General features: G+C 42.2%; 17 protein-coding genes. 9 read left to right on the top strand and 8 right to left on the bottom strand.

Going from position 1 to position 22830, the window contains the following annotated elements; all coding sequences use genetic code 11:
- Window positions 1–204: 204 nt before the first annotated feature.
- Window positions 205–1059, bottom strand: a complete 855-nt coding sequence (locus ACI2JM_RS00390; protein ID WP_404641286.1) for a DsbC family protein — start codon at window positions 1057–1059, stop codon at window positions 205–207.
- A gap of 412 nt (window positions 1060–1471) precedes the next feature.
- On the opposite strand from ACI2JM_RS00390, the gene ACI2JM_RS00385 reads away from it, so the two are divergent.
- Window positions 1472–2401: a DUF808 domain-containing protein gene (locus tag ACI2JM_RS00385; protein WP_198329591.1), complete on the top strand. Its 930-nt coding sequence runs from the start codon at window positions 1472–1474 to the stop codon at window positions 2399–2401.
- A 103-nt stretch (window positions 2402–2504) separates the two neighbouring features.
- On the opposite strand, the gene ACI2JM_RS00380 is transcribed toward ACI2JM_RS00385, so the two are convergent.
- Window positions 2505–6797 (bottom strand): Rne/Rng family ribonuclease, encoded by a 4293-nt coding sequence (locus tag ACI2JM_RS00380; RefSeq protein ID WP_404641284.1) that lies wholly within the window; start codon window positions 6795–6797, stop codon window positions 2505–2507.
- 1210 nt (window positions 6798–8007) lie between these two features.
- On the opposite strand from ACI2JM_RS00380, the gene ACI2JM_RS00375 reads away from it, so the two are divergent.
- Together ACI2JM_RS00375 and ACI2JM_RS00370 are read left to right on the top strand one after the other, a co-directional pair.
- On the top strand, window positions 8008–9018 hold the full coding sequence (locus ACI2JM_RS00375; RefSeq protein WP_404641282.1) for an RluA family pseudouridine synthase: 1011 nt from the start codon (window positions 8008–8010) through the stop codon (window positions 9016–9018).
- 120 nt (window positions 9019–9138) lie between these two features.
- Window positions 9139–9852, top strand: coding sequence for an HAD family hydrolase (locus ACI2JM_RS00370; protein WP_404641280.1), 714 nt, complete (start codon window positions 9139–9141; stop codon window positions 9850–9852).
- Window positions 9853–9994: 142 nt separating this feature from the next.
- Here ACI2JM_RS00370 and yihA read toward each other — a convergent pair whose 3' ends face one another.
- Window positions 9995–10801 (bottom strand): ribosome biogenesis GTP-binding protein YihA/YsxC, encoded by an 807-nt coding sequence (yihA, locus tag ACI2JM_RS00365; RefSeq protein WP_404641278.1) that lies wholly within the window; start codon window positions 10799–10801, stop codon window positions 9995–9997.
- A gap of 409 nt (window positions 10802–11210) precedes the next feature.
- Here yihA and ACI2JM_RS00360 point away from each other — a divergent pair, with 409 nt between their 5' ends.
- The 4 genes from ACI2JM_RS00360 to ACI2JM_RS00345 all read left to right on the top strand — a co-directional run bounded on the left by ACI2JM_RS00360 (window position 11211) and on the right by ACI2JM_RS00345 (window position 14511).
- Window positions 11211–11546, top strand: coding sequence for a c-type cytochrome (locus ACI2JM_RS00360; protein ID WP_404641276.1), 336 nt, complete (start codon window positions 11211–11213; stop codon window positions 11544–11546).
- Window positions 11547–11884: 338 nt separating this feature from the next.
- Window positions 11885–12553, top strand: a complete 669-nt coding sequence (locus tag ACI2JM_RS00355; protein WP_201603922.1) for a cytochrome c — start codon at window positions 11885–11887, stop codon at window positions 12551–12553.
- Window positions 12554–13000: 447 nt separating this feature from the next.
- Complete coding sequence (locus ACI2JM_RS00350; RefSeq protein ID WP_201501927.1) at window positions 13001–14143, top strand: hypothetical protein; 1143 nt, start codon at window positions 13001–13003, stop codon at window positions 14141–14143.
- Window positions 14131–14511 (top strand): RnfH family protein, encoded by a 381-nt coding sequence (locus ACI2JM_RS00345; protein ID WP_227690124.1) that lies wholly within the window; start codon window positions 14131–14133, stop codon window positions 14509–14511. The genes ACI2JM_RS00350 and ACI2JM_RS00345 overlap by 13 nt, the downstream gene beginning before the upstream one ends.
- 44 nt (window positions 14512–14555) lie before the next feature.
- On the opposite strand, the gene ACI2JM_RS00340 is transcribed toward ACI2JM_RS00345, so the two are convergent.
- Window positions 14556–14975: an outer membrane protein assembly factor BamE gene (locus ACI2JM_RS00340; RefSeq protein ID WP_045455336.1), complete on the bottom strand. Its 420-nt coding sequence runs from the start codon at window positions 14973–14975 to the stop codon at window positions 14556–14558.
- A gap of 327 nt (window positions 14976–15302) precedes the next feature.
- Here ACI2JM_RS00340 and fur point away from each other — a divergent pair, with 327 nt between their 5' ends.
- On the top strand, window positions 15303–15737 hold the full coding sequence (gene fur / locus ACI2JM_RS00335; protein WP_055123484.1) for a ferric iron uptake transcriptional regulator: 435 nt from the start codon (window positions 15303–15305) through the stop codon (window positions 15735–15737).
- A 147-nt stretch (window positions 15738–15884) separates the two neighbouring features.
- Here the strand turns inward: fur and ACI2JM_RS00330 are convergent, their stop codons facing one another.
- Both ACI2JM_RS00330 and ACI2JM_RS00325 read right to left on the bottom strand, forming a co-directional pair.
- Window positions 15885–17006, bottom strand: a complete 1122-nt coding sequence (locus tag ACI2JM_RS00330; RefSeq protein WP_055123483.1) for a PilT/PilU family type 4a pilus ATPase — start codon at window positions 17004–17006, stop codon at window positions 15885–15887.
- A gap of 170 nt (window positions 17007–17176) precedes the next feature.
- On the bottom strand, window positions 17177–18232 hold the full coding sequence (locus ACI2JM_RS00325) for a type IV pilus twitching motility protein PilT (protein WP_045443495.1): 1056 nt from the start codon (window positions 18230–18232) through the stop codon (window positions 17177–17179).
- 398 nt (window positions 18233–18630) lie between these two features.
- Between ACI2JM_RS00325 and ACI2JM_RS00320 the strand changes: the two genes are divergently transcribed.
- Entirely contained in the window at window positions 18631–19347 is a 717-nt protein-coding gene (locus tag ACI2JM_RS00320; protein WP_201604852.1) for a YggS family pyridoxal phosphate-dependent enzyme, read from the top strand.
- Between the two features lie 11 nt (window positions 19348–19358).
- Here the strand turns inward: ACI2JM_RS00320 and ACI2JM_RS00315 are convergent, their stop codons facing one another.
- Window positions 19359–20633 (bottom strand): hemolysin family protein, encoded by a 1275-nt coding sequence (locus tag ACI2JM_RS00315; protein WP_201604851.1) that lies wholly within the window; start codon window positions 20631–20633, stop codon window positions 19359–19361.
- A 248-nt stretch (window positions 20634–20881) separates the two neighbouring features.
- Window positions 20882–22573: an NAD+ synthase gene (locus tag ACI2JM_RS00310; protein ID WP_045455343.1), complete on the bottom strand. Its 1692-nt coding sequence runs from the start codon at window positions 22571–22573 to the stop codon at window positions 20882–20884.
- Window positions 22574–22830: the final 257 nt, after the last annotated feature.

Genomic DNA, 22830 nt, shown 5'->3' with positions numbered 1-22830 from the left:
GCTACTAGCCGTAGTATTTGCGTGCACTTTGACAGTCGCAGCTTTATCGATTTCTCATTACAGTTGAATAAAAAATACTCAAATAAAAAGTATGCTGCTGATTTTTCATAGCGCTTTATCGTATCATACTGACAAGCAGTTGTGACGTCTACACAATGTCGCCATCGTCATAGATATCACAAATACCTGAAACAATAACAGATTTTAGCTAGCACCGATAGCTTGAGCCAACTCCGCCGCAGGTAGATAGCCACCTACTTGCTGACCAGATTCTGTAAAGATAGCGGGAGTACCACGCACACCAAGTTTTGCACCCAGTGCCATGTGTTCTTGTACAGGGCTGGCACAGCTAGGCGCTTGTACATCAGCGCCCATTTTTCCTTGATTCATGGCCGCCTTACGATCTTGACTACACCAAATGGCTTCCATTTTTGGCACCGATTCCTGACTGCGCGGCCATGCCAAATAACGTACTTCGATACCACGTGCATTGATATCATCCATCTCTTCATGCAATTTACGACAATAACCACAGTCTGCATCGGTAAAGGCATAGACCACTGACTTCGTTTCGCCTATGGCTGGATAAATCACCATGTCTTTTTTATCGACGGCTTTTAGGGCTTCTTGTGCGGTACTAGCAACCAATGCCGCACTGATATCGATAGGCGCAGCCTCGCCAACAGCAATAATCTGACCTTGGATAATGTGTTTGCCAGACTTATCAGTAAAGAAAGAAGGCAGTCCTTCCGCTGTAACCCAATAAATACCATCCATATCTGTTGGTACGGCTGAAATGATATTTTCTTCAATACCGGACGTATTCAAATTCGCCTGCAACGCCTTTACCACGGCAGCATCGCTATCAGCGGATGCGTTACTTGTACTGGTTTTAGCATCGGTACTATTGACGATAGTGGTGTTGCTAGTCGCATCTGCTGCATTGTTTGAGCAGCCCGCAGCAATCACAACAAGCAGTGCACTCATCATAAAGCGAGATAAATTATTTCGAGAAAAACGGTTTTGAGTAAAGGTGTTTTTTGCAATCGGGGATGACATATATAGGTGTCCTGTAGGCATCGTGCCTAATCGTGAAGTCGTTTTAAGAAAAATGATACTAAATTTCTATATAAAGCAATACGTAGCGATATTGTCTTAAAGGTTTAAAATTAAAAGGTTTTTTACAATTTAATAATTATAAAAGGTAAGTAATCATGTCGCCTATATTAACATATTTATGGTAAATAACAGCCACAGGCTATGAGGTGATATAGGGAGGTGAGGGCAGCAATAATAGTAGTAGGCATAAACGTCAATTCAAAAAAATAAGATACATTTGTACTATTTAATATCGACGCTTGCCCTTGTAGTCTACGGCTAATAACAGTGTTTTTATAAAAATTCCTATAAAACTATTGGTATCAGTTATTTTTAACCCTTTATTTCAATAAATTTTTGCTAAGGAGCACACATGGCAGGTGCCAGTTTATTAACCCTACTTGATGATATCAGTGTGATATTGGATGATGTTTCCGTCATGACCAAAGTCGCTGCTAAAAAAACCGCTGGTGTATTGGGCGATGATTTGGCGCTCAACGCAGAACAGGTCACGGGTGTCAAAGCCAATCGTGAGCTACCAGTGGTCTGGGCGGTCGCCAAAGGCTCATTTATTAATAAACTTATTCTAGTACCAGCGGCACTCTTGATTAGTGCTGTTTATCCACCGCTGGTCACTTTTTTACTAATGTGTGGTGGTTTGTTTTTGGTTTATGAAGGCGCTGAAAAAGTCATTCATCGATTTTGGCCACATGCTTTGCCGCATGATGAGGAGCAAAATGCTCGTCGGCAAGCCAATGCTGATGAGACTATAGATTTGGTCGCTTTTGAAAAGGAAAAGATCAAAGGTGCAGTACGTACGGATTTTATTCTGTCAGCTGAGATTATCGTAATTGCCTTGGGATCAACGGCAAGCGCCACTTTGTTAGAACGAAGCTTGGTGCTGTCTATTTTAGCCATCGGTATTACGATTGGTATTTATGGCTTGGTTGCTGGTATCGTGAAGATAGACGATGCAGGTCTGCATTTAATGGAACAAGAAGGGGCGTTCAAGCAAAAATTGGGCAAGTTAATGTTTGCAGCGGCACCCAAACTGATGAAGTTTCTATCTATCGCTGGCACGTTGGCAATGTTTTTAGTAGGCGGTGGTATCTTAGTACACGGTATCGGCTTTTTACATCATGGAGTAGAGGATATCGCTGATTTAACGGGTATCTTTGAAAGCTTAACGACAACGGTATTAAACGGCGTCATTGGTTTTATCATTGGCGCTGCGGTTGTGGCTATCTTCACAGTTATTAGTAAAATTCGTGGAAAGGACGACACAGCGTCATCTGCACACTAAGTCGGTTACATGTGCTCTAGCTTTATATTTTTTGTCATTTTATTTCGTAAAAAGCCCCAAAGTTGCTGACAACTTTGGGGCTTTTGCGTTGGGCGTTATACGATTAGCTTTCGCTATCTGAGTCATCTGCTTCTAGCTTTTCAGCTTGCGTGGGCTTTTTATGCTCCGTTTTAGGCTTACGGCTACGTGCCTTTGGTACTTTTGGTGTGGTCAAATTAAACATACCAGTTTGCGGCAGCAGTTGTTCAGCCACATTCTCAATCATGTTTTTATAGCTGGCAATCGTGGTTTTTGACTTAGCAGCCTGACTGTCGTCTTTGCCCGCTTCTTTGGTATTGATAAGTTGCTCTACCTTAGGCTCATCTGCTGGCTTAGTTTTTTCAACGTCAGCCTCTTGAGTATTAGCCTCTTGAATGTCAGCAGCTTCGCTATCGTCATGTGCCCCGTCAATCTTTTCAGCTGCTACATGCTCAGCTATAACAGTGCCTTCATTCGACGGCTCGTTAGTTGCTTCTACTAGGGCTTGATCTGCTTCTAGTAATTGTTCGCTGTCAGCACTGATATTATCAGCCTGAGCTTGGTTGGCTAGAGCATTTGCCTCAACATCATGAGCATCCACATTGTTATCATCATGTTCAATAACCGCTTGCTCAGTATCAGTCGTCTGTTCGGTCGGTAGACTCAACACTGCGGGCTCCTGATAACTAGGATGTTGACCACGTGGATCGTTGCCAGCACGCTTACCAATGGCGCGTGGTTCGATGTCTGTTTTACCTTGCGTTGCCGCAAACTGACTGACCGCTTGTGTCATCGTTTCAAAGCGCGTCAGGTAATCTGCCGCCAATGGCTGATAGCCATAGTTGCTAAAGTCGAAATTGCTGGCCTCAACGTTAGTATCAGCAGTCGGTGTGACGCTCGTTTCAATGTTGGCTGATTTGTTAGCTGATTTTGCTTGCTGCGTATGTGCATCGATAGCAGCAATAAAGCAACTGATGACACCGTCATTTTTCAAACGACTTTCTGCATCTGTTAATGCTTTACGAACAAAATCACCAACGGTGCCACGAATAGTCGATGGGCTTACTACTGCAGGCTCAGCTACTGGTGGTTGTTGAGTTGCTTGCACTTGCTGACTACGAACCACACGTGGATCATTACTAGCCTGACCAAACTTCTCAGCAGTCACGTAGCGCTTGGCAAATAATGCTTCGTGCGTTAGTGCCAGTGCTGAGTTTTTCTTATCATTTGCGCTATGACTGTCATTAGCATTGCTAACATCGGCGTCACTGTCGATAGCGTCAACAGTGTCACTATTCGCTTTTTCTGTCGATTCTGATTCTGGCTGCTTTGGCGTTATTGCTACGCTGTCCACGTCAGTATCCACAGATTTTGAATGGTCAGTTTGGTCTTTGGTAACGCTGTTAGATGTTGGTTGCTCATCTACGGCAGGTTTTTTGTCAGTAGCATTACTGTCTGTTTTCGGGGCATTATTTTGTCCCTTGTCCTCAGTGGTGCTAACGTTAACATCATCAACATTAACATCATGAATTGCTACAGTGCCTTCGTCGTTACCCTTCACAGCAGCTGTTTCAGGAGCAATTTTTTTGTCATTACTCTGCTGATTATCACTTTGCTGTGTACTAGCTTCTTTTGTAATGCTTTCTTTATTAACATCATTCGCTGACTTTTGCCTTTCAGTAGACTGAGGTTTTGTCTGTGTAGACTTACTGTCATCTAGAGACAAGTGTACGACTTCTGGTGATTTCAGCTCAACGGCTGCTTCATTGACCTGTAGCACGACTTCATTAGGATCTTGATTTCGACGCGTGTTAGAGTGATTTTTTCGACCGTTCGCACCTGTCGTCGCTTGCTGATTGGGTTGCTTAATATTTTCAGCTGTTAGTGTCTCGCCGCGCTCTAACTTGCCACGTGAGCCGCGTTGGCTATGCGATTTACGCTTCGCACGAGTTTGCTCATCTGCCGTATTACTGTCTTTATCAGTATCATCATTGCGCTCGTTTGCATGGTGGCTACTGTCTTGACGACTGCTGTTTTGCTGGTTATTGTCTTGACGATTGTTACGGTTACGCTCATTCGTGCGTCTGGTATCCTGCTGACGTTTGTTTTGATTGTCAGCCTGCTTGTCATCAGCGTTATTTGAGGTGTTGTTCTCGGTATCGCCGCTTACTTCATTGCTCGACTCTTCTGCCTGATCTTTTCTTTGACGAGGTTTAGATGATCTAGATTTACGTGGCTTACGTCTTCTTCTATCTTCATTACTGCTATCATCATCGGTGTCGCTGTCTGAGCTACGACGCGCTTGTTGACGATTGGCATTGTTGTCGGATGGTTGTTCGTTATTTTTCTGACTGTTCTGCTGATTTGCTGGTACATTGTTCGATGCACCCGTTGATGTATTACTCAGGGCACTGCTATCAACTTGTCCAAATGAGCCTAAGCTTTGTGCGCCATTATTTACTAGTGCTTCAATGGCTTCTGCTGCATCACGACTACTGACGCTAGGCGTCGTTGAGGCTTGTGGTGCTTGCGCAAATAGGTTTGATAACCACGCCACTGCTTGTGGCTGAGCTGCTGTCTCAACATGTGCAGGAGCTGTAGTTGCTGCTACTGGAGCAACAGGGGCAGGGGCTGCCACACTCTGGTTGTTGTTTGCTTGTGGCGCGCGCGCCGATGAAACGTTGGTCGTATTCTTATTGTTACGATGGTCGTTGCTGTGTTTACTATGCTCAGCTGTACTGGTCGGTTTGTTTGATTGGCTAGTAGTATCAGTATCATTGCTCGCTACCTGACGTGGCTGGCGCGTTGGCTGTTGCTCTGGACGCTCTTTTTCAGCCGTTTGCCAGTCAACTTCATAACCTAAATCGCTATGTTCTTGGGCTGTATCCGTAATACGCTCATAGCTTGAAGGCGCAAAGCCGTCACGGTTAAAGTGTAGTTTAAAGTTAGGCGACTCTAAATGCGCGTGTGGCAAAATCGTGATACGCGTGCCACTGTCTTGCTCAAGATAAACTAAGGCATCACGTTTTTCGTTTAATAAGAAGGCGGCGATATCTGTTGGAACTTCTGCTTGTACTTCGCCTTGACGTTCTTTTAACGCGATTTGTTCAATCTGACGCATAATTGATAGTGACAATGAGCGCAAATCGCGAATCATGCCATTACCATGGCAGCGCGGGCAGATATAACCGGTTGACTCTTCTAGCGATGGACGTAGACGCTGACGGCTCATCTCCATCAAACCAAACTTAGAAATATCACCAAATTGCACACGTGCACGGTCATATTTGGTGGCATCGATCAGACGTTTTTCGACTTCTTTTTGATGCTTATTGTCATTCATATCAATAAAATCAATGACGATCAAACCACCCATATCACGCAAACGTAGCTGACGAGCAATCTCATCGGCTGCTTCTAGGTTGGTATGATACGCAGTTTCGGCAACGTCTGAACCTTTGGTCGACTTGGCTGAGTTGATATCAATAGAGACTAGTGCTTCCGTTTGATCAATAACGATTGAGCCGCCTGATGGCAGACGCACTTCACGTTGATAAGCGGTTTCGATTTGTTTTTCAATATTAAAGCGCGAAAACATCGGCTCGTAATCGGTATATTTACGCAATTTTTCAGCTTGTTTTGGCATGACCGCATCGATAAAGCCTGCAGCTTCAATGTAGGCGTTTTCGTTATCAATCCAAATCTCAGCAATATCATCACGCAAATAATCACGCACGGCACGCGTCACAACGCCCGCTTCTTGATGCACCAAGCGTGGTGAAGGATATTTTTGGTTTTGTTCTTGGATAGCTTGCCAGATATTCAGCAAGTGGTTTAAATCGTGCTGTAAGTCTTCTTGAGTTTTACCAATACCCGCAGTACGAATGATGACACTCATACCTTTTGGTAAATCAAGATTGCTTAGCATACGCTTCATGTCTTCACGAAGTTTGCCCGAGATTTGACGTGAGATACCGCCGCCACGAGGGTTGTTTGGCATCAATACCAAATAGCGACCTGCTAAAGAGACATACGTCGATAGGGCAGCGCCTTTGTTACCGCGTTCCTCTTTTTCGACTTGGACGATTAATTCATCGCCTTCTTTGATCAGTTTTTTGATATTTTCGTCACGTGGATTACCGCTTAAGTATTCAGCAGAGATTTCACGAATGGGTAAAAAACCTTGGCGCTGTGAGCCGTATTCTACAAACACCGCTTCAAGCGATGGCTCGACACGGGTCACATGACCTTTATATATATTGGATTTTTTTTGTTCACGAGTACGGTTTTCAAGATCGAAATCGTAAAGATGATTGCCTTTACATAAGGCGACACGAATTTCTTCGTTTTGAGTAGCGTTGATCAAAATGCGTTTCATATTTGTATCCTATGAGTACGCATAACAACGACGAGACAGGCTTTAGAGCGCAATGGCAAGTATGGCTAATATTTAAATTAGCATGGGCAGATGTTAATCAACGATAGAACGTAAATCATGGGTTAATAAAGCACTTGGGCTTCGTCAATGGCTTGTTTTTTACCTAAAGTGTGTTAGCAAAACTAACGTAAATATAAAATTTATAGGGTGTAAGGCTATCTATTTATATCCTATTATTGATAGGTTTGGTACAAATATTAATGCGTCAGCATGCGATTCAGTTTTACTATCAGCAAGCTTTATTGGTAGTCATGCCAGCTTACTTTGTAAGAGCAGGCGACGGGCAGTGACGAGATTCAATATACTGATATTCAAAAGGCGTTGTGCTGCTGCAATCCATCCATCAAAGTCTAGCAATAATATCGCTGTTATAAATACCATTATATGAAATGGTGATATTCAGCAATTATTTGTTTAGGTAAAGCAATTGGTCACTCTTTATTTATCGTTCTTTCTGGTATAACGTCAATAATATCTTGGGTGTTTTACGGTTAGGTGTCGCGGCTCCGGTGATCAGCGGGGCGTACTTGGCAAACAGAATAAATGACCAAACTATCGGTGTGGTGCTGTATTCATATCTTTTTTATCGTTATCTGTTTGACCACCAATACGTAGGCAGCTATCGATATACTTCTCGATCCTAATGCTAAACAACCCATACTTGCTCAACTACACTTGCGTAAAGGACCGCCAGATAACCAGTCATTAAATCATGAATAATTATCAAATAAAGTCGTTGTCATGCAGGTTGTGAGTCAATGTAGTGTCATTATCGGTCAATAAACAGGCATTTAGCCAAACTTATCAACGCTGAATTTATGAACACAAAGGTATTTAGTGTCACTATTAATTCTATGGTACTGAGTAAAGTCAGTACGATACTTTCATTTTACAATTTATGGGGACATATCTATAAATATCTACAAGTGATATTTCTAAACAGATACTGCGCCCTAAAATCCGATTAAACATACAATGTTGGCAGGGTATACCGCTAATACCTTTTCACTAAAAGTTCGTAAAAATGGTAATGCACTATTTAGAACAACAACAACGATTATTGCTGCAGTCTCTGCTTAATTGTCGCTCAACATGCTAAACTATAGCAAATCTTTCTGTAAATACCTAACTAAAAATGACGAAGCCAAAAATGACTGACGACGCACCTACCCATGAAGCCCCTGCTATTTTTAATAGTAAAACACGCCCGCAAAGCGCTGATGATGAAATCAGCAACTTTGGTAAGGTAAATTATCTTGAAGTAACCCGCCATCAGCACGATCAGCGCTTGGATAACTTTTTGTTGAACCGTTTAAAAGGTTTGCCAAAATCGCATATCTATAAAATGATTCGCTCAGATGAGATTCGGGTCAATAATAAACGCTGCAAAGCGCACGATAGAGTACAGCGTGAAGACGTAGTACGTATCGCGCCAGTGGTACTTGCTACCCGCGAAAAACCAATTATCAGTGCCGAGTTTGCTAAAAGCTTGTTAGCGCGCGTAGTATATGAAGACGAAGGAATGCTAGTGCTGAATAAGCCTTCTGGCATCGCCGTTCACGGTGGGAGTGGTTTGGACTTTGGTGTTATCGAAGCCATGCGTGAAGTGACAGGTAAAAAATACCTAGAGCTGATACATCGCATTGATAAAGACACCTCAGGTCTATTGATGATTTCTAAAAAACGCTCAGCGCTAAAAGCGTTGCAACAGCATCTCGTCGATAAAACCATCCAAAAGCATTACTTATGTATCGCCAAAGGTCAGCCAGCATTAAATGAGCAACGCATTGATGCGTCATTGCTACGCTATACAGTTGCTAGTGGTGAACGCCGCGTCAAAGTAGATGCGCAAGATCCGCAATCTAAAGAAAGCCAGACGGATATCGTCGTTCATGGTCGTTTTATGATTGCTGATCAGCCAGTTAGTTTAATTGAAGCCAAACCGCTGACTGGTCGCACTCATCAAATCCGTGTGCATTTGGCGCATATTGGTCACGCTATCTTGGGTGATGATAAATATAATGTGCATGATAAATCAGGCGTCCATCGTCTGTGTCTGCATGCGTGGCGTTTAGACATTCCAGGCTATGAAACTATTACTGCACCGCTACCAGATGACATGGCAGACTGGTTGCCAGAGCAAACAAAATTGCCTGAATAAGTCACCAAATAAAATTTTTAAGCATTAACTTTAAACGTCACGAACGCTTATTTTTCTTAATAAGTCGCCGTGACGTTTTCGTATCTACCATTTATTATTGATATTCGTTAAGGTCTATTTATGAGCAATCAATCTGTCGCTAGTATCTCTAGCGCTTCCAAAGGAACTCAGTTATCAGCCAGTCATCGTTTAGCGGATAAGACGCTGATTATTTTTGATTGGGATGGGACGCTGATGGATTCCATTGGATTAATCGTTGAGTCAATGCATGTGGCAGGGCAGGCGCATGGTTTTCAGACGACCGATAAAGCAGTACAAGACATCATTGGGCTGAGCTTAATGAATGGCATTGAGATTTTGTATCCGCAAGCCAATGACACGCAAAAGCTTGCGATTCAGCAAAGCTACGCAGACCACTATATTGCCAACAGCCACAGTACGCCGCTTTTTGCGCCGATAGAAGGGATGTTGCAGACCCTACAAGCCCAAGGTAAAAGCCTCGCGGTTGCAACTGGTAAAAAGCGAAAGGGCTTAGACCGCGTATTAGATGCTTCAGAGAGCCACCATTATTTTGTGATGACCCGCTGTGCCGATGAGGCAGGCTCAAAACCTGATCCGCAGATGTTGACCGATATTTTGGATTATACGCAGCAGCAAATCGCCGATGCTGTTTTCATCGGTGACAGTATCTACGATATCCAAATGGCAACGGAACTAGGCATGACAAGTATTGCGGTGAATTATGGCACAGCATCACCTGCAGAGCTCGCCGCACAGCAACCCACTTATCAGGTTGACACGCCACAAGCGTTGGCTGAGCTACTATGCAATTAAATAAAAGCACTTCAATAAAAGCACTTAAATAAAGGTGCTTAAATAAAACACTTTTTGAATGCTAAAAAATGATAATAAAAAAAGGGTTTATCGATAATAACGATAAACCCTTTTTACTTGGAGACGATAATGTTTATTTGATTTATTTTTGAGCACTATCCTTTTGAGCACTGTCCTTTTCAATAGCACCTTTTTCAATGCTATCTTTTTCAATGCTATCTTTTTCGATCGCTTCTTCCAACTCAGTGCCTTCTAGTAACGCAAAAGAGGATTCAATGATTTTGTCTGCCTCAAGCTGATACTCATACCAGTTGCCCATGACACCAGCCAGCTCATCCAGACCTTCTTTTCTTAGTGCTGAAAATAGCTGAATGCTACAGTTCAATCCCAGTTCTTTTAGTCTTTTACGAGTATTAAGTAACGCATTTTTAGATGCGCCATACTTTAGCTTATCTGCTTTGGTTAGCAAGATATGTACTGGCAGTTCACCATCATTTGCCCAACGTAGCATTTGCTCGTCAAAGAATTTCAATGGATGACGAATATCAGTCATGAGCACCAAACCTGCAAGGCTTGAGCGCGCCACCAAGTATTCTTCTAGCTCAACCTGCCATTCTTTTTTCATCTCAAGCGGTACCGCTGCGTAGCCATAACCTGGCAAATCCACCAAACGTCTATCAGCATCACCAATACTAAAAAAGTTAATCATCTGTGTACGACCAGGCGTTTTAGATGAGCGTGCCAGTTGGCGCTGGTTGGTTAAGGCATTAATAGCAGAGGATTTACCTGCGTTTGAGCGTCCTGCAAAGGCAACTTCTAAGCCCATATCGGGTGGGCAGAGACGAAAAGTAGGCGCTGACATCATAAACTCAGTTTGCTGAATTTTTTGACGAGATTTAGTGTTGAACAATGCATGTTCGGCGGCGACATCAGTAAACGGGGTACTCATAAATGGCTCATTAATCTTTAAGAAATTGGATACGGTTATAAAATTTTAATCAACTGGTTGTCGAGAAGACAGTGCATTAGACAAAAAATCGTTACGAAGTTATTCATCATAACTTTCAATGTTTATTGGTCATAAACACAGTCATTTCAAGTTATCGACTATTCTATACTATTACTTATCTTACTTATTGAAATAACTATGATTAGCATCACATAAATGACAGAATACCATTAAAATAAGCGCTCATTAGAGCAAGTTGCCGCTTTTATTCATACGTTACCAAAGCCAAACTATATTTATCTATATTTATACGACATACATTGTTACAATGTTTAATAAGATATACTGAACGAACGACGTTTAATAGCAAGATTGATTAAACGAGAGAAGCATCAAAAGGAGGTGTTCTATGGTTTCAATCAATGCACTTTTTAGCCAAACCTACCGAGTTTTAATAGGTAGCGGAGCGGCATTACTGCTCAGTAGTGCCATTATGACTAGCGCTAATGCTGCTGATATTGCAGCCACCTATGATAACTCATGTGCTGCCTGTCACGATAGTGGGGCGCTGAACGCCATCAAAAAAGGTGATAGTGCCAAATGGCAACAGCTTATTGAACAAAAAAGCATGCCGACACTTATTAATTCTGTTAAAAGTGGTATGACGCAGATGCCTGCTGGTGGTCTTTGTAACAGTTGTAGCGACGATGATTATCGTAAGTTGATTGAGTACATGAGTAAGTGAGACGCTGACCGATAAAGCAACACAATACGACACACTATAAAACAACTTAAAAAAGCGCTGGGTTTTTTAGCCTGTAAGCGCTTTTTGTTTTTTGTTGGTATACTTGTCTATGTGTTAGAAAAACTGATGGATGTGACGATTAAGTAGGCAAATGCTACAAAGTCTTGCTATAATAATCGAAAATAAACCCTGATGTTAGTAAGTACTTTCAGACTGCTTGTGGCCAAGACCTTAAAACATATACCTACCTAACCAATAGTAGGGTGGTTTATATAAGGTATCTTATCAGTGCAATCACTCTAAATAATGCTTACGCCGAGCTAGTAGGATTTGTATCAATGAAAAAGTTAATCGCTGCTGCCAGCTTATGCGTTGCAAGTTTCAGCGTACAAGCTGCTATTATTGTTCCTGAGTACGACGTCAATGCCGGTAAGCAAATTGCAGAAACGGTTTGTGCTGCTTGTCATGGTGTTGATGGTGTCAGTGTTGTCCCTGCGCAGCCTAACTTGGGTGGCCAAAACGTAAAATATCTTTACAAACAGTTGGTCAACTTTAAAGCAGGTTATCGCAAGAACGGTATTATGCAATCACAAGTTGCAAATTTATCGCAGCAAGATTTAGCCAACGTGGCTGGTTATTATGCTAGCCAAGCGCCTTGGGGCGTTGGATTTGGTAATCCTGCGACCAACCAAGAAGCCACTAAGCTATTCTTAGGTGGTGATAAGTCACGCGGTGTCATCGGTTGTGCAGGCTGTCATGGTCCAGATGCTGCTGGTAATACTTGGGCGGCATTTCCACGCTTAGGTGGTCAGCATGCACAGTACATCTCCACTCAGCTAAAACTATTCCGTGCGGCTGGCCGTGTTGATGATGTTGATAGTGATGAGCAAAAACGTGTCAATGATGCTGCGAAAGAAGGCGATATGGGTATGATGCAGACAGTCGCATCGAAACTGTCGGATCGTGATATTCGTATCTTGTCAGATTATATCAGTGCTGTTCACTAATTCATTGATATCAGCTACGAGTGGCTAATGCACGTTACCTCGCTGAAATTAATAAGTACTTGACCATATATCCGCCATTGTTTCATTATTAAACCCCGATTTCGGGGTTTTTTTATAACTGTTCATCCCTTATATTATAGAGACCTTATAGTTATTTCATTATAAAAGAGTCGCTGCATTAACCTCGCTTGAAGTATTGAATATATATTTGCTTCTGGTTACCTTGTGCTTCTTTTAAATTGAATCGACTATTATAAAATAAAACTGCTTACAGAGGCCTATCGTTGCTCTGTATCATGATAAATTATCGTTATTCACTTTATACCAAACCCACAGAGTATGATTGGCAGTGTCAAACTTGTTTCGTCTACAATGCGTAGTACGGACACTCGTTTTCCTAGCTATTCTCATTTTTGTGAAAGGTATTAGATCGTTTGGATTTAGATTATGATGATCCGTTATGCTTCTTATTTTATCGCGGCACTGCTACCGCTACTGCTGTTTCGTTGGTTTGCACCAGCATCCATTGGTGAGATTGACTTTTGGTTACTCTGGCTATTGGCTATGGTATTGGTATCCTTGCCCGTTGTTTATGCGGAAATTGCCTTAGCCTATCGTAGTGTCGATGCGCCATTAGCAGGGATGCAAAAGCTTACTCGCGAAGCAGATGCCAGCCCAATATGGCGTAGTTTTGGTTGGCTCGCCGCGCTGGTCTCTATTCTGATTGCGGCGTTAGTGATCTCAGGCGCGAGCACAGGTATTTTGGCGGCATTGACGGAGCTTAATAGCGCTCCTGCTATACCAGATTTTGCGATCGCTGCTGGCCTGATGGTCATTGCTGTGTTACTCAGTTTATTGGGCGTTGCGCCATTACCGATTGGCCTGGGATTAATGGTGATAGGCTTGTTGCTCGGCGTGGCAAATGGCCTACCCAATATTGACTTTGCGATGACTGATATCAGCTTAAATGAATGGGCGCGTGCAGTCGCGTTAGCGTTGGTTAGTGTGGGTGCAGGCACAGGCTTATACTGGTTTGGTCAAAACTTGGTAACGAACCAAGTGGCAACAGCAGTAGACACGGATAATATCAATGCGCAAAAACCTGCTCGCAGCCGTGCGATGAGTGAGTATCGGGCAACCAAATTGGTACTCCCGATTTGGATATTGCAATTGATCGTTGGGGTTGTGGCGTTATCTATTGGTGGCATGGCATTGCCACCAATTGGGCAGCTATCATATTGGATAGGGGTGTTATTTGTCGCCAGCTATTTGCTGCATTATAGTACCCAGCAATTAGCGCACAAGTTTGGACTACTGGTCAGTTTGGTATTAACCTTTGTCTTGGCACTTTTGTTAGTCGTTATCATACCAACTGTTTGGCTGGTCGGACTTTTAGTGATTATTAGCAGCATAGCGGTATTATTGCTGTCTATCTTTGCGGGTTGGCAGATGAAAATTAGTCATCTGCGTAAGTCATTAAATTTTGGCAATGAAGCGTTTTATAACTTATGGCGAATAGCGATTCGTTTGATTGTGCCACTAGCACTGTTATTGGCATTGATAGGTTGGGTGATGCAGTGGTTGAGTTAAACGCTAATGGCGTTCAATCTGATAATAATTGTGCGCTGTCATCTGAGCAGACCATGCTAATGACTGTTTATTTGGCATATGCTGAAGATGCAAAATGTCAGCATTATTTAACCCTACAAGTTAATGATGAAACAAGTTTGTATGAGGCATTGAGGCAGGCAGGGTGGTTGGTGAAATTTCCAGCGTTAGCACGTTGGTGTGAGCAAGTGGCAGATATTGCAACGCCAACGGCGAAGCGTTGGCATGTGGGTATCTATGCACAAAAACAGCCGCTCAGCTATCGCTTGCAGCCTTTTGATCGTATCGAAGTATATCGCAGCTTAAGCGCTGATCCCATGTCTCAGCGCAAAAATAAATCTCGAGTTTAAGCGATGTTGCGCCATCTATCATCAAAGCCAGTTGCCGTTCTTGATTATGAGGCAGGCAGGCTTTCGATACCTTCAATACGATTGACCAAACCATTATTATCAAAGTAGATAATTAAGTGCTGACTGGCATTTTTGACATCAGCAATACCCTTGCGGCTACCTTCTGTCCCTGCTTTGTAATCGTAAATATAATCCCAACGCTTAGGTTCTAAGGTGTCTCTAATAGCTGGGCTACCAAGGATATAAAGGACTTGGTTTTGATTCATACCCACTTGCAGTTTTTGCGCTTGTGCTTGAGTGATGGCAGTGCCTTGTGGCAAATCAATCTTATAAACACTCAATAATGAGCAGCCAGACATAGCGACAGTAGCGCTAAGCATACTGGTTATGACAATCTTGCGTAATACGCTTGCAGGGCTTAACGGACGAAAAGTTAATGTCTTTATCATGGTAAGATGACTCATAAGAAATGAATTAGGCGCAGCCAGAGGTGGTTAATGCGAGTCTGGCCGACAATCTTGGACAAATGATACGTCATTTACTTGCAATTTCCTACCACTTACGACATTATTTACCAAATGCTACCTGAGTCATTTTATTATTTATATTTTAAATTCATAGACTTGCGTTAGTATTATTATAGAAAATAACAGGCTTGGACATGAGGTCAAATCAGCCAGTCTGCTGTTATTAAAATGTTTCATATACTATAAAAAATAATCGTTAACGATTATTTATCTCATATTTTTGGTTCTTTATTTGCTAAGACTGTCACAGTCAGAAGGGATATTATGGCTTCTTTTACCAATCAAGATTTACGTAAAGCGGGATTAAAAGTCACGTTACCTCGCATCAAGATTTTAGAGCTACTGGAGAGTGCAGAGTTGCATCATATGAGTGCTGAGGAGGTTTATAAGGCACTGATAGAGCAAGGTGAGGATGTGGGTTTAGCGACTGTCTACCGAGTACTGACGCAGTTTGAACAAGCTGGTATCGTCGAGCGTCATAACTTCGAAAATAATTTATCGGTGTTTGAGATTACCCAAGAAGGCCATCATGACCATTTGGTTTGTGACGTTTGTGGCAAGATTATAGAATTTCATAATGAGGTCATCGAAGAAGAGCAGCTTAAAGTCGCAGAAAAGCACGGATTTAAATTATCAGGTCACTCATTGGTGCTATACGGTATTTGTAATGACCAAGAGTGTCAGGATAGCATCAAGTAATTTTTAATTGGTGAGCATGATCTACCTTTGATATCGTTTTTAGTGCGTTATCGCCATGTATAAAATAGGAAAAGCCCTCATAATCATATGAGGGCTTTCTTATAAGTTTTTATGGCAAAAACGAATAACAACGCTCAAAAGCCACGCTTAACTGATATCTAATGATAAGTTATCCGCACCTTCATCCAGATTGGCGGTGCCGTTCTTACTGCTAAGTTTGATTTTTAGGCGTAAATCATTAGGAGAGTCAGCATGAAGAATGGCTTCTTTATAGGTGATTTCTCCTTGCTCATATAAGTCAAAAAGAGCCTGATCAAAGGTTTGCATACCGCTATCCCGCGATCGTGTCATGACATCTTTGATTTCATGAACCTCGCCTTTACGGATATAGTCACTAATCAGCTGTGAGTTCAATAAAATCTCAATAGCTGCACGGCGTCCTTTACCATCAGGAGTGGGAATCAGCTGCTGCGCGATAATGGCTTGCAAATTGAGCGACAAGTCCATAAATAACTGATTGTGGCGACTGGTTTCAAAAAAGTGAATGATACGGTCAATCGCTTGGTTGGCGTTGTTGGCGTGTAAGGTTGCAAACACCAAATGCCCTGTCTCAGCGTACTGGATCGCGTAGCTCATGACTTCACGGTTACGAATCTCACCAATCAAAATAACATCAGGTGCTTGGCGTAACGTGTTTTTTAGCCCTGCCTCAAATGAATGGGTATCGATACCAACTTCACGCTGGGTAATAATACAACCACGATGTTTGTGGACAAACTCGATAGGATCTTCGATGGTAATGATGTGACCATGCGAGTTTTGATTACGGTGTCCGATCATAGAAGCAAGGGTCGTTGATTTACCTGTACCTGTTGCACCCACAAGCAGAATGATACCGCGTTTTTTCATTGCCAACTCTTTTAACGCGGGCGGCAAACGTAGCTCTTCGACAGTCGGAATTTTATTCTCAATTTTCCGTAAAATCATCCCTGCCATATCACGCTGTATAAAGGCACTGACCCGAAAACGTGCTTGCTGTGCTTCATCAGCAATGGCAAATTGGCACTCGTTGGTCTCTTCAAACTCTTTTTGCTGGTTTGGTGTCATGACACCTTTGACCAATCGCATGGTTTGCTCAGCAGTTAAAGGCGTTTTACCGACAGGCAAAATTTTGCCATTCACTTTCATGGAAGGCGCTACATCAGCGGTAATAAAAAGGTCCGAGCCATTTTTATTGATCATTAACTGCAATAGTTTATCAATGTCCATATCGTACCTGCATTCGATGTAAATCGATTAAAAAAGTATTTAAAATCATGTTTTAAAAATCGCTAATAATAACCATTAGAATAAAAGTAAGGTATATCATGGCTCATGAATGCTTGTATTATTGACTCACACATCAATCAAGATAAGCCAGTGACGCACGATGAATAATATTACAAGAATGCCTCAGGCTGTTTGGCATAAGGACGGGCTACGTCTTTACTAATGGTGCCTTTCGCTACTAGATTTTTGAGTGTTTGATCCAGCGTAATCATACCTTCACCTGCACCTGTTTGGATAGCAGAGTACATTTGAGCGATTTTATTCTCACGTATTAAGTTACGGATAGCAGGGGTGCCGAGCATGATTTCATGTGCTGCTACACGTCCGCCTGCTTGACGACGCAAAAGCGTTTGTGAGATAACGGCTTGTAGTGACTCTGATAGCATCGCCCGAATCATGTCTTTTTCTGCGGCGGGGAATACATCAATGACACGGTCAATGGTCTTAGCGGCTGAACTGGTGTGTAGAGTGCCGAATACTAAGTGACCAGTCTCTGCTGCTGTCAATGCCAAGCGAATGGTCTCAAGGTCACGTAGCTCGCCAACCAAAATAACATCGGGATCCTCACGTAGCGCAGAGCGTAGCGCAGGCTCGAAACCTAAGGTATCACGGTGAACTTCACGTTGGTTAATCAGGCTTTTCTTGGAATCGTGGACAAATTCGATCGGATCTTCAATGGTTAAAATATGCTCTTTACGGCTCTCGTTGATATAGTCAATCATGGCAGCCAGCGTTGTGGACTTACCAGAACCTGTCGGACCCGTGACCAAAACCACACCACGTTTAAAGTCTGATACACGTTTAAACACATCACCCATACCGAGGTCTTCCATTGTTAAGACTTTGGACGGAATGGTACGAAAGACAGCGCCTGCCCCACGGTTTTGATTGAATGCGTTTACCCGAAAACGTGCTAGATTGGGAATCTCAAAAGAGAAATCCGTCTCATAAAATTCTTCAAAGTCAGCGCGCTGCTTATCGTTCATGATGTCATAGATAAGCTGGTGCACAACCTGATGAGTCATCTCTGGCATATTAATACGGGTCATTTCACCATCAACACGTATCATTGCTGGCATACCGGCTGAAATATGTAAATCTGATGCTTTATGCTTAACCGTAAAGCGCAGCAAGTCTTCGATGCTTAAATTGTTTTTTTCAGCCATAATCGGATATTCCTATCAATCAATAAGGGTAGGACAAAAGAGCAAAAAAGGGGAGTGATTATCAATCGATCAACGATCTGATTAAAGTCGGTCACGTTAATAAAGGAGTAGCGATGGTCTTTACCATTACTATTATATTCAGTAGCATATGTTAAACCATGTAACAATATAATAACAAGACTACCGACAATTAACCATCTACTACACCAATAAAATGTAAAATTAGTCATTATGAGTGTCGATTTATAGACTGATGCTTATTGAGTTTTTTATATTAAAAGACATTTATAAAAAGTTTAACCATAGCTAATAAAAGTTCATTATATAAGTCATTAAAAATATAAGTCATTAAAAGTGACTGATTAAAAAATAGATTAAATTATTCTCGTGAGTAATATATGAAAGAAATAGAAAATAACATTGATAGCCAAAATCTTATTGCGAGCTGGCAGCAAGTGAGTAAGCAAATGACTCAAGCGTGTGAGCATGCGGCACGACAAGCAGATAGTGTGACGTTGCTGGCAGTTTCCAAGACCAAACCAGCTGATATGATTGCTACTTTGGCTCAGCAAGGACAGCAGCACTTTGGTGAAAATTATCTGCAAGAAGCCATCGAAAAAATCGATACGCTAAAACGACAGCCAGAAACTAAAGACATTGTTTGGCATTATATTGGTAGTATCCAGCGCAATAAGACCCGTGATATTGCTGAGCATTTCGATTGGGTACAAACGGTTGAGCGTGACATTATTGCTCAGCGTCTAAACGATCAGCGCCCAGCTGAGCTGCCCCCACTGAATGTATTGATTCAGTTGAATATCGATAACGAAGAAAGCAAATCAGGCTGCCTGCCAGCACAGCTACCTGATTTGATAACTGCTATCAAGGGGTATGACAGGTTACAGCTACGTGGTTTAATGATTATTCCTGCTAAGGGAGGTACGGATGCTTTTACCCGTACCAAGCAGTTATTTGATGAGATTAAAGAGACTCATGCAGAGCTAAATGCTTGGGATACACTGAGCATGGGCATGAGCGGTGATATGACAGAGGCGATAGCCAGTGGTTCAACGATGGTGCGCGTTGGTAGCGCCATATTTGGCGCACGAGCTTAAATTTTTATTTATCAGACAGTCTCATCCATTCTGGTCACCAGCATCTGAGTGATTTTGAGATTGTCCGTTGCGATAATTTCAAATCGATAATTGGCATATTCGATAGTATCGGTTTTCTTTGGAATCTTGCGTAGCATATACATCATAAAGCCACTAATGGTTTCATAGTTCTGACTGCGTGGCAGATTAACGATATCTAAAGCGCGTACGACGTCTTCGATAGGAGTCATGCCATCGATTAGCCACGAGTTGTCAGTACGTTGAACAATGGGCTGCTCCTCCAAGGTGACAAGCTCCCCCATGACGATACTCATCACATCCTTAAGCGTGATGACACCCACTACCAATCCATACTCATTCACGATAACAGCAAAGTCAGCGCCTGTAGATTTAAACATCTCTAATACTTCAAACAAGGACAAGGTATCAGGAACGAAGAGTGCAGGTTTTAGTAGGGCTTTGTCAGTTAAGCTGACCTCTTGCTGGTTAAGAACCAATGCCAAAAAGCTGCGCGACTCTACATAACCAATAATGTGCTCTAAATCATCTTCCTGACAGACCAAAAACTTGTTATGTGGTTGTTCAATCATCACTTCAACGACTTTTTCAGTGCTCGTTTTGGTATCAAAATAAACAATATTTTCACGTGGATTCATCACCGACGTTACGGTGCGCTCTTGCATGTCAAAGATATTTTCTATCAGATGATGTTCTTGTTTTTTGAGCACACCAGCTTCAGCACCAGCATCCATGACAGCATAAATATCTTCTGGCGTCATATCGTCTTGTCGTATGGTTGAAATACCCAGTAATTCAAAGATGACATTTGCTGCACCATCAAATATCCAAATCACGGGTTTGAATATAAAAATCAATAGCATCATTGGTCGTACGAGACGTACAGCGATAGCTTCAGTGTTTGACATCGCCAATCGTCTGGGCATCAGATCAGCGAGCAGAGAAAACAAACTGGTGATCAGCACAAATGATATGACGGATGACACTGCTTCATTCTTCACCAAAAGCTCTAGATAAGGGCTAATAGCTGACTCACCGACCGCACCAGCCGAGATAGCGACGGCATTCAAAACCACTTGTACGACAGTAATAAAACTGCCAGGGTGCTCTTGCATTTTAAGGACGTCAAATGCGCGGACATCCCCTTCTTTTGCCATGATTTGTAGCTTAATTTTGCGACCAGCAGCGATGGCAATTTCGGCAGCAGATACAAAGGCACTTAGGGCAAGCAATAAAAGAAGAAAGATACTAGCGGTTAGCAAACTCATGACATACTCGGTAAAAAAATATAGGGATTAAAATAATTGAAGTTAAAGAATGAATGGGTTAGAAGCACAAAAAAGAAAGTGTTGTTTATAACAGCTTGACATTAAAAATCGGTTTATAGAAACTAAAAAAGCTGGGTAAGCACCCAGCTAATTATAATAAACTTGATTTTTTATAAAAGTATTAAATTAGCCATATTGCTCGCGTTCTACATAATAAAAGTAGGGCAAGCAACAATGGTTAATCTAATTTAGCCTTTTACTGACCATTTATTCACTAATGGATAACGGCGTTCACGTCCAAAGGCTTTATGGCTAATTTTGGTACCGATTGGCGCTTGTAAACGCTTATATTCGCTATTGTCTACCATCTGGATGACTTTTGCGACCAGTTCAGCGTCAAACCCTTTATTAATGATGTCTTGATAGCCCATGTCTTCATCAATGTATGACATTAAGATGCCATCTAATACATCATAGTCAGGCAAGCTGTCTTGGTCTTTTTGGTCTGGGCGTAATTCAGCAGATGGCGGGCGAGTGATGACACGCTCAGGGATGACAGGGGTGTCTTCCAAGCGGTTGCGATAACTGGCCAATTTATAAACCTGCGACTTATAAACGTCTTTTAGCACATCAAAGCCGCCTGCCATATCACCATATAATGTCGAATAGCCAACTGCTAACTCAGACTTATTACCAGTGGTGATGACCAAGTGCCCAAACTTATTGGACAGCGCCATCAGTACCACACCGCGCGCACGCGCTTGGATATTTTCTTCAGTGGTGTCTGCTGGCGATTTGTTAAATAGTGGCGCTAAGGTATGACGGATGCCTTCAACCGCATCAAAAATAGGACAAACCGTATAAGAAACATTTAAGCGGCGAGCCTGTGCTTGAGCATCTTCTAGACTAATCTGAGAAGTATATTCATAAGGCATCATCACCGCATATACCTTGTCAGCACCCAAAGCATCAACAGCGATACATAGCGTTAAGGCAGAATCAATACCACCTGATAGCCCAAGGATAATACCAGTGAATCCTGAATGGTTGACATAATCGCGTAGGCCAACGACCAGTGCTTGATACATCTCTGACTCACGGCTCAGTGTTAATGGCGCTTTAGTTTGACTATTAAACTTGGCAGTTTTGACGTCTAAAGTGGCAAGAAGTAACTGATTCATAAAACGTGGTGCTTCGTGGGCAACGCTACCATCAGCTTGCACCGCCATAGAACCACCGTCAAATACCAAGTCGTCTTGACCGCCAACGGCGTTGACATACACGATAGGCAAATTATTCTCACGGCTACGCTTAGCCAGCATCGTTTTACGATTGTCTTGTTTTTCGATCTCAAAAGGTGAGGCGTTCAAGCTAATAATCAGATCAGCACCTTGCTTTTTAAGCTCGGCAATAGGGCCTTTTTCCCACAAGTCTTCACAGATGAGCAGACCGATTGTGATGCCTTTATAGTCAAATAAAACTTGGTTACGACCTTTATCAAAATAACGACGCTCATCAAATACGCCATAATTTGGCAAGATTTGCTTATGATAAAAGCCTTTTTGATGACCATTATGCAAGATAGCAGCAGAGTTGAAAGTACCATGATGGTCGACATGTGGATAACCGACAATCATCACGATGTCATCGATATCACTTAAAGTAGACAAGGCGCTTTTGATGCGACCAGATAAACTTGGGCGTAGTAATAAATCTTGCGGTGGGTAACCTAATAAAGCAAGTTCTGGGAAAATAATGACATCCGCACCTTGCTCGCGAGCTTGCAATGCGAGTGCACGCATTTTTTCAGCATTGGCAGTGATATCACCAACCAAAAAATGCGACTGAGCCAATGCAAAAGTAACAGTTTCTTGGGTTTTATTGGTCTTACTGGCCTCAGTTGAGGGAGTTATATTGGGATTATCATTGTCTTTTGACATTGTTATTGTTCCTATCGATATATGGTTTAAAATTTGTTGGGTCATTGTTGATTTAAAATAAAATCAAAGTAAGTCCGAAATTCACTCAAAATAGCACTCTGTCATATCGAATTCTAATAGTGAACGGATATGATGAGCTTGCTTACGCACAGCATCCAACGTTTTAACGCCCCTCTACAGGTTTGATCTTATGATAGTCTATAGAAGGACGCTAAAAGAGGGCTGTAGCGCATCGTCTGAAAAATGTTATATATGTA

This window comes from Psychrobacter sp. NPDC064578 (assembly GCF_044901245.1).
GTDB lineage: Bacteria > Pseudomonadota > Gammaproteobacteria > Pseudomonadales > Moraxellaceae > Psychrobacter > Psychrobacter cibarius_C.
The sequence above is the reverse complement of the archived record's forward strand: the minus strand, read 5'-3'. Positions and strand labels throughout refer to the sequence as shown.

Coding starts and splice junctions, on each gene's coding strand:
- ACI2JM_RS00390 (WP_404641286.1), bottom strand. CDS start 1,059: ATGTCATCCCCGATTGCAAAAAACACCTTTACTCAAAACCGTTTTTCT.
- ACI2JM_RS00385 (WP_198329591.1), top strand. CDS start 1,472: ATGGCAGGTGCCAGTTTATTAACCCTACTTGATGATATCAGTGTGATA.
- ACI2JM_RS00380 (WP_404641284.1), bottom strand. CDS start 6,797: ATGAAACGCATTTTGATCAACGCTACTCAAAACGAAGAAATTCGTGTC.
- ACI2JM_RS00375 (WP_404641282.1), top strand. CDS start 8,008: ATGACTGACGACGCACCTACCCATGAAGCCCCTGCTATTTTTAATAGT.
- ACI2JM_RS00370 (WP_404641280.1), top strand. CDS start 9,139: ATGAGCAATCAATCTGTCGCTAGTATCTCTAGCGCTTCCAAAGGAACT.
- yihA (WP_404641278.1), bottom strand. CDS start 10,801: ATGAGTACCCCGTTTACTGATGTCGCCGCCGAACATGCATTGTTCAAC.
- ACI2JM_RS00360 (WP_404641276.1), top strand. CDS start 11,211: ATGGTTTCAATCAATGCACTTTTTAGCCAAACCTACCGAGTTTTAATA.
- ACI2JM_RS00355 (WP_201603922.1), top strand. CDS start 11,885: ATGAAAAAGTTAATCGCTGCTGCCAGCTTATGCGTTGCAAGTTTCAGC.
- ACI2JM_RS00350 (WP_201501927.1), top strand. CDS start 13,001: ATGATGATCCGTTATGCTTCTTATTTTATCGCGGCACTGCTACCGCTA.
- ACI2JM_RS00340 (WP_045455336.1), bottom strand. CDS start 14,975: ATGAGTCATCTTACCATGATAAAGACATTAACTTTTCGTCCGTTAAGC.
- fur (WP_055123484.1), top strand. CDS start 15,303: ATGGCTTCTTTTACCAATCAAGATTTACGTAAAGCGGGATTAAAAGTC.
- ACI2JM_RS00330 (WP_055123483.1), bottom strand. CDS start 17,006: ATGGACATTGATAAACTATTGCAGTTAATGATCAATAAAAATGGCTCG.
- ACI2JM_RS00325 (WP_045443495.1), bottom strand. CDS start 18,232: ATGGCTGAAAAAAACAATTTAAGCATCGAAGACTTGCTGCGCTTTACG.
- ACI2JM_RS00320 (WP_201604852.1), top strand. CDS start 18,631: ATGAAAGAAATAGAAAATAACATTGATAGCCAAAATCTTATTGCGAGC.
- ACI2JM_RS00315 (WP_201604851.1), bottom strand. CDS start 20,633: ATGAGTTTGCTAACCGCTAGTATCTTTCTTCTTTTATTGCTTGCCCTA.
- ACI2JM_RS00310 (WP_045455343.1), bottom strand. CDS start 22,573: ATGTCAAAAGACAATGATAATCCCAATATAACTCCCTCAACTGAGGCC.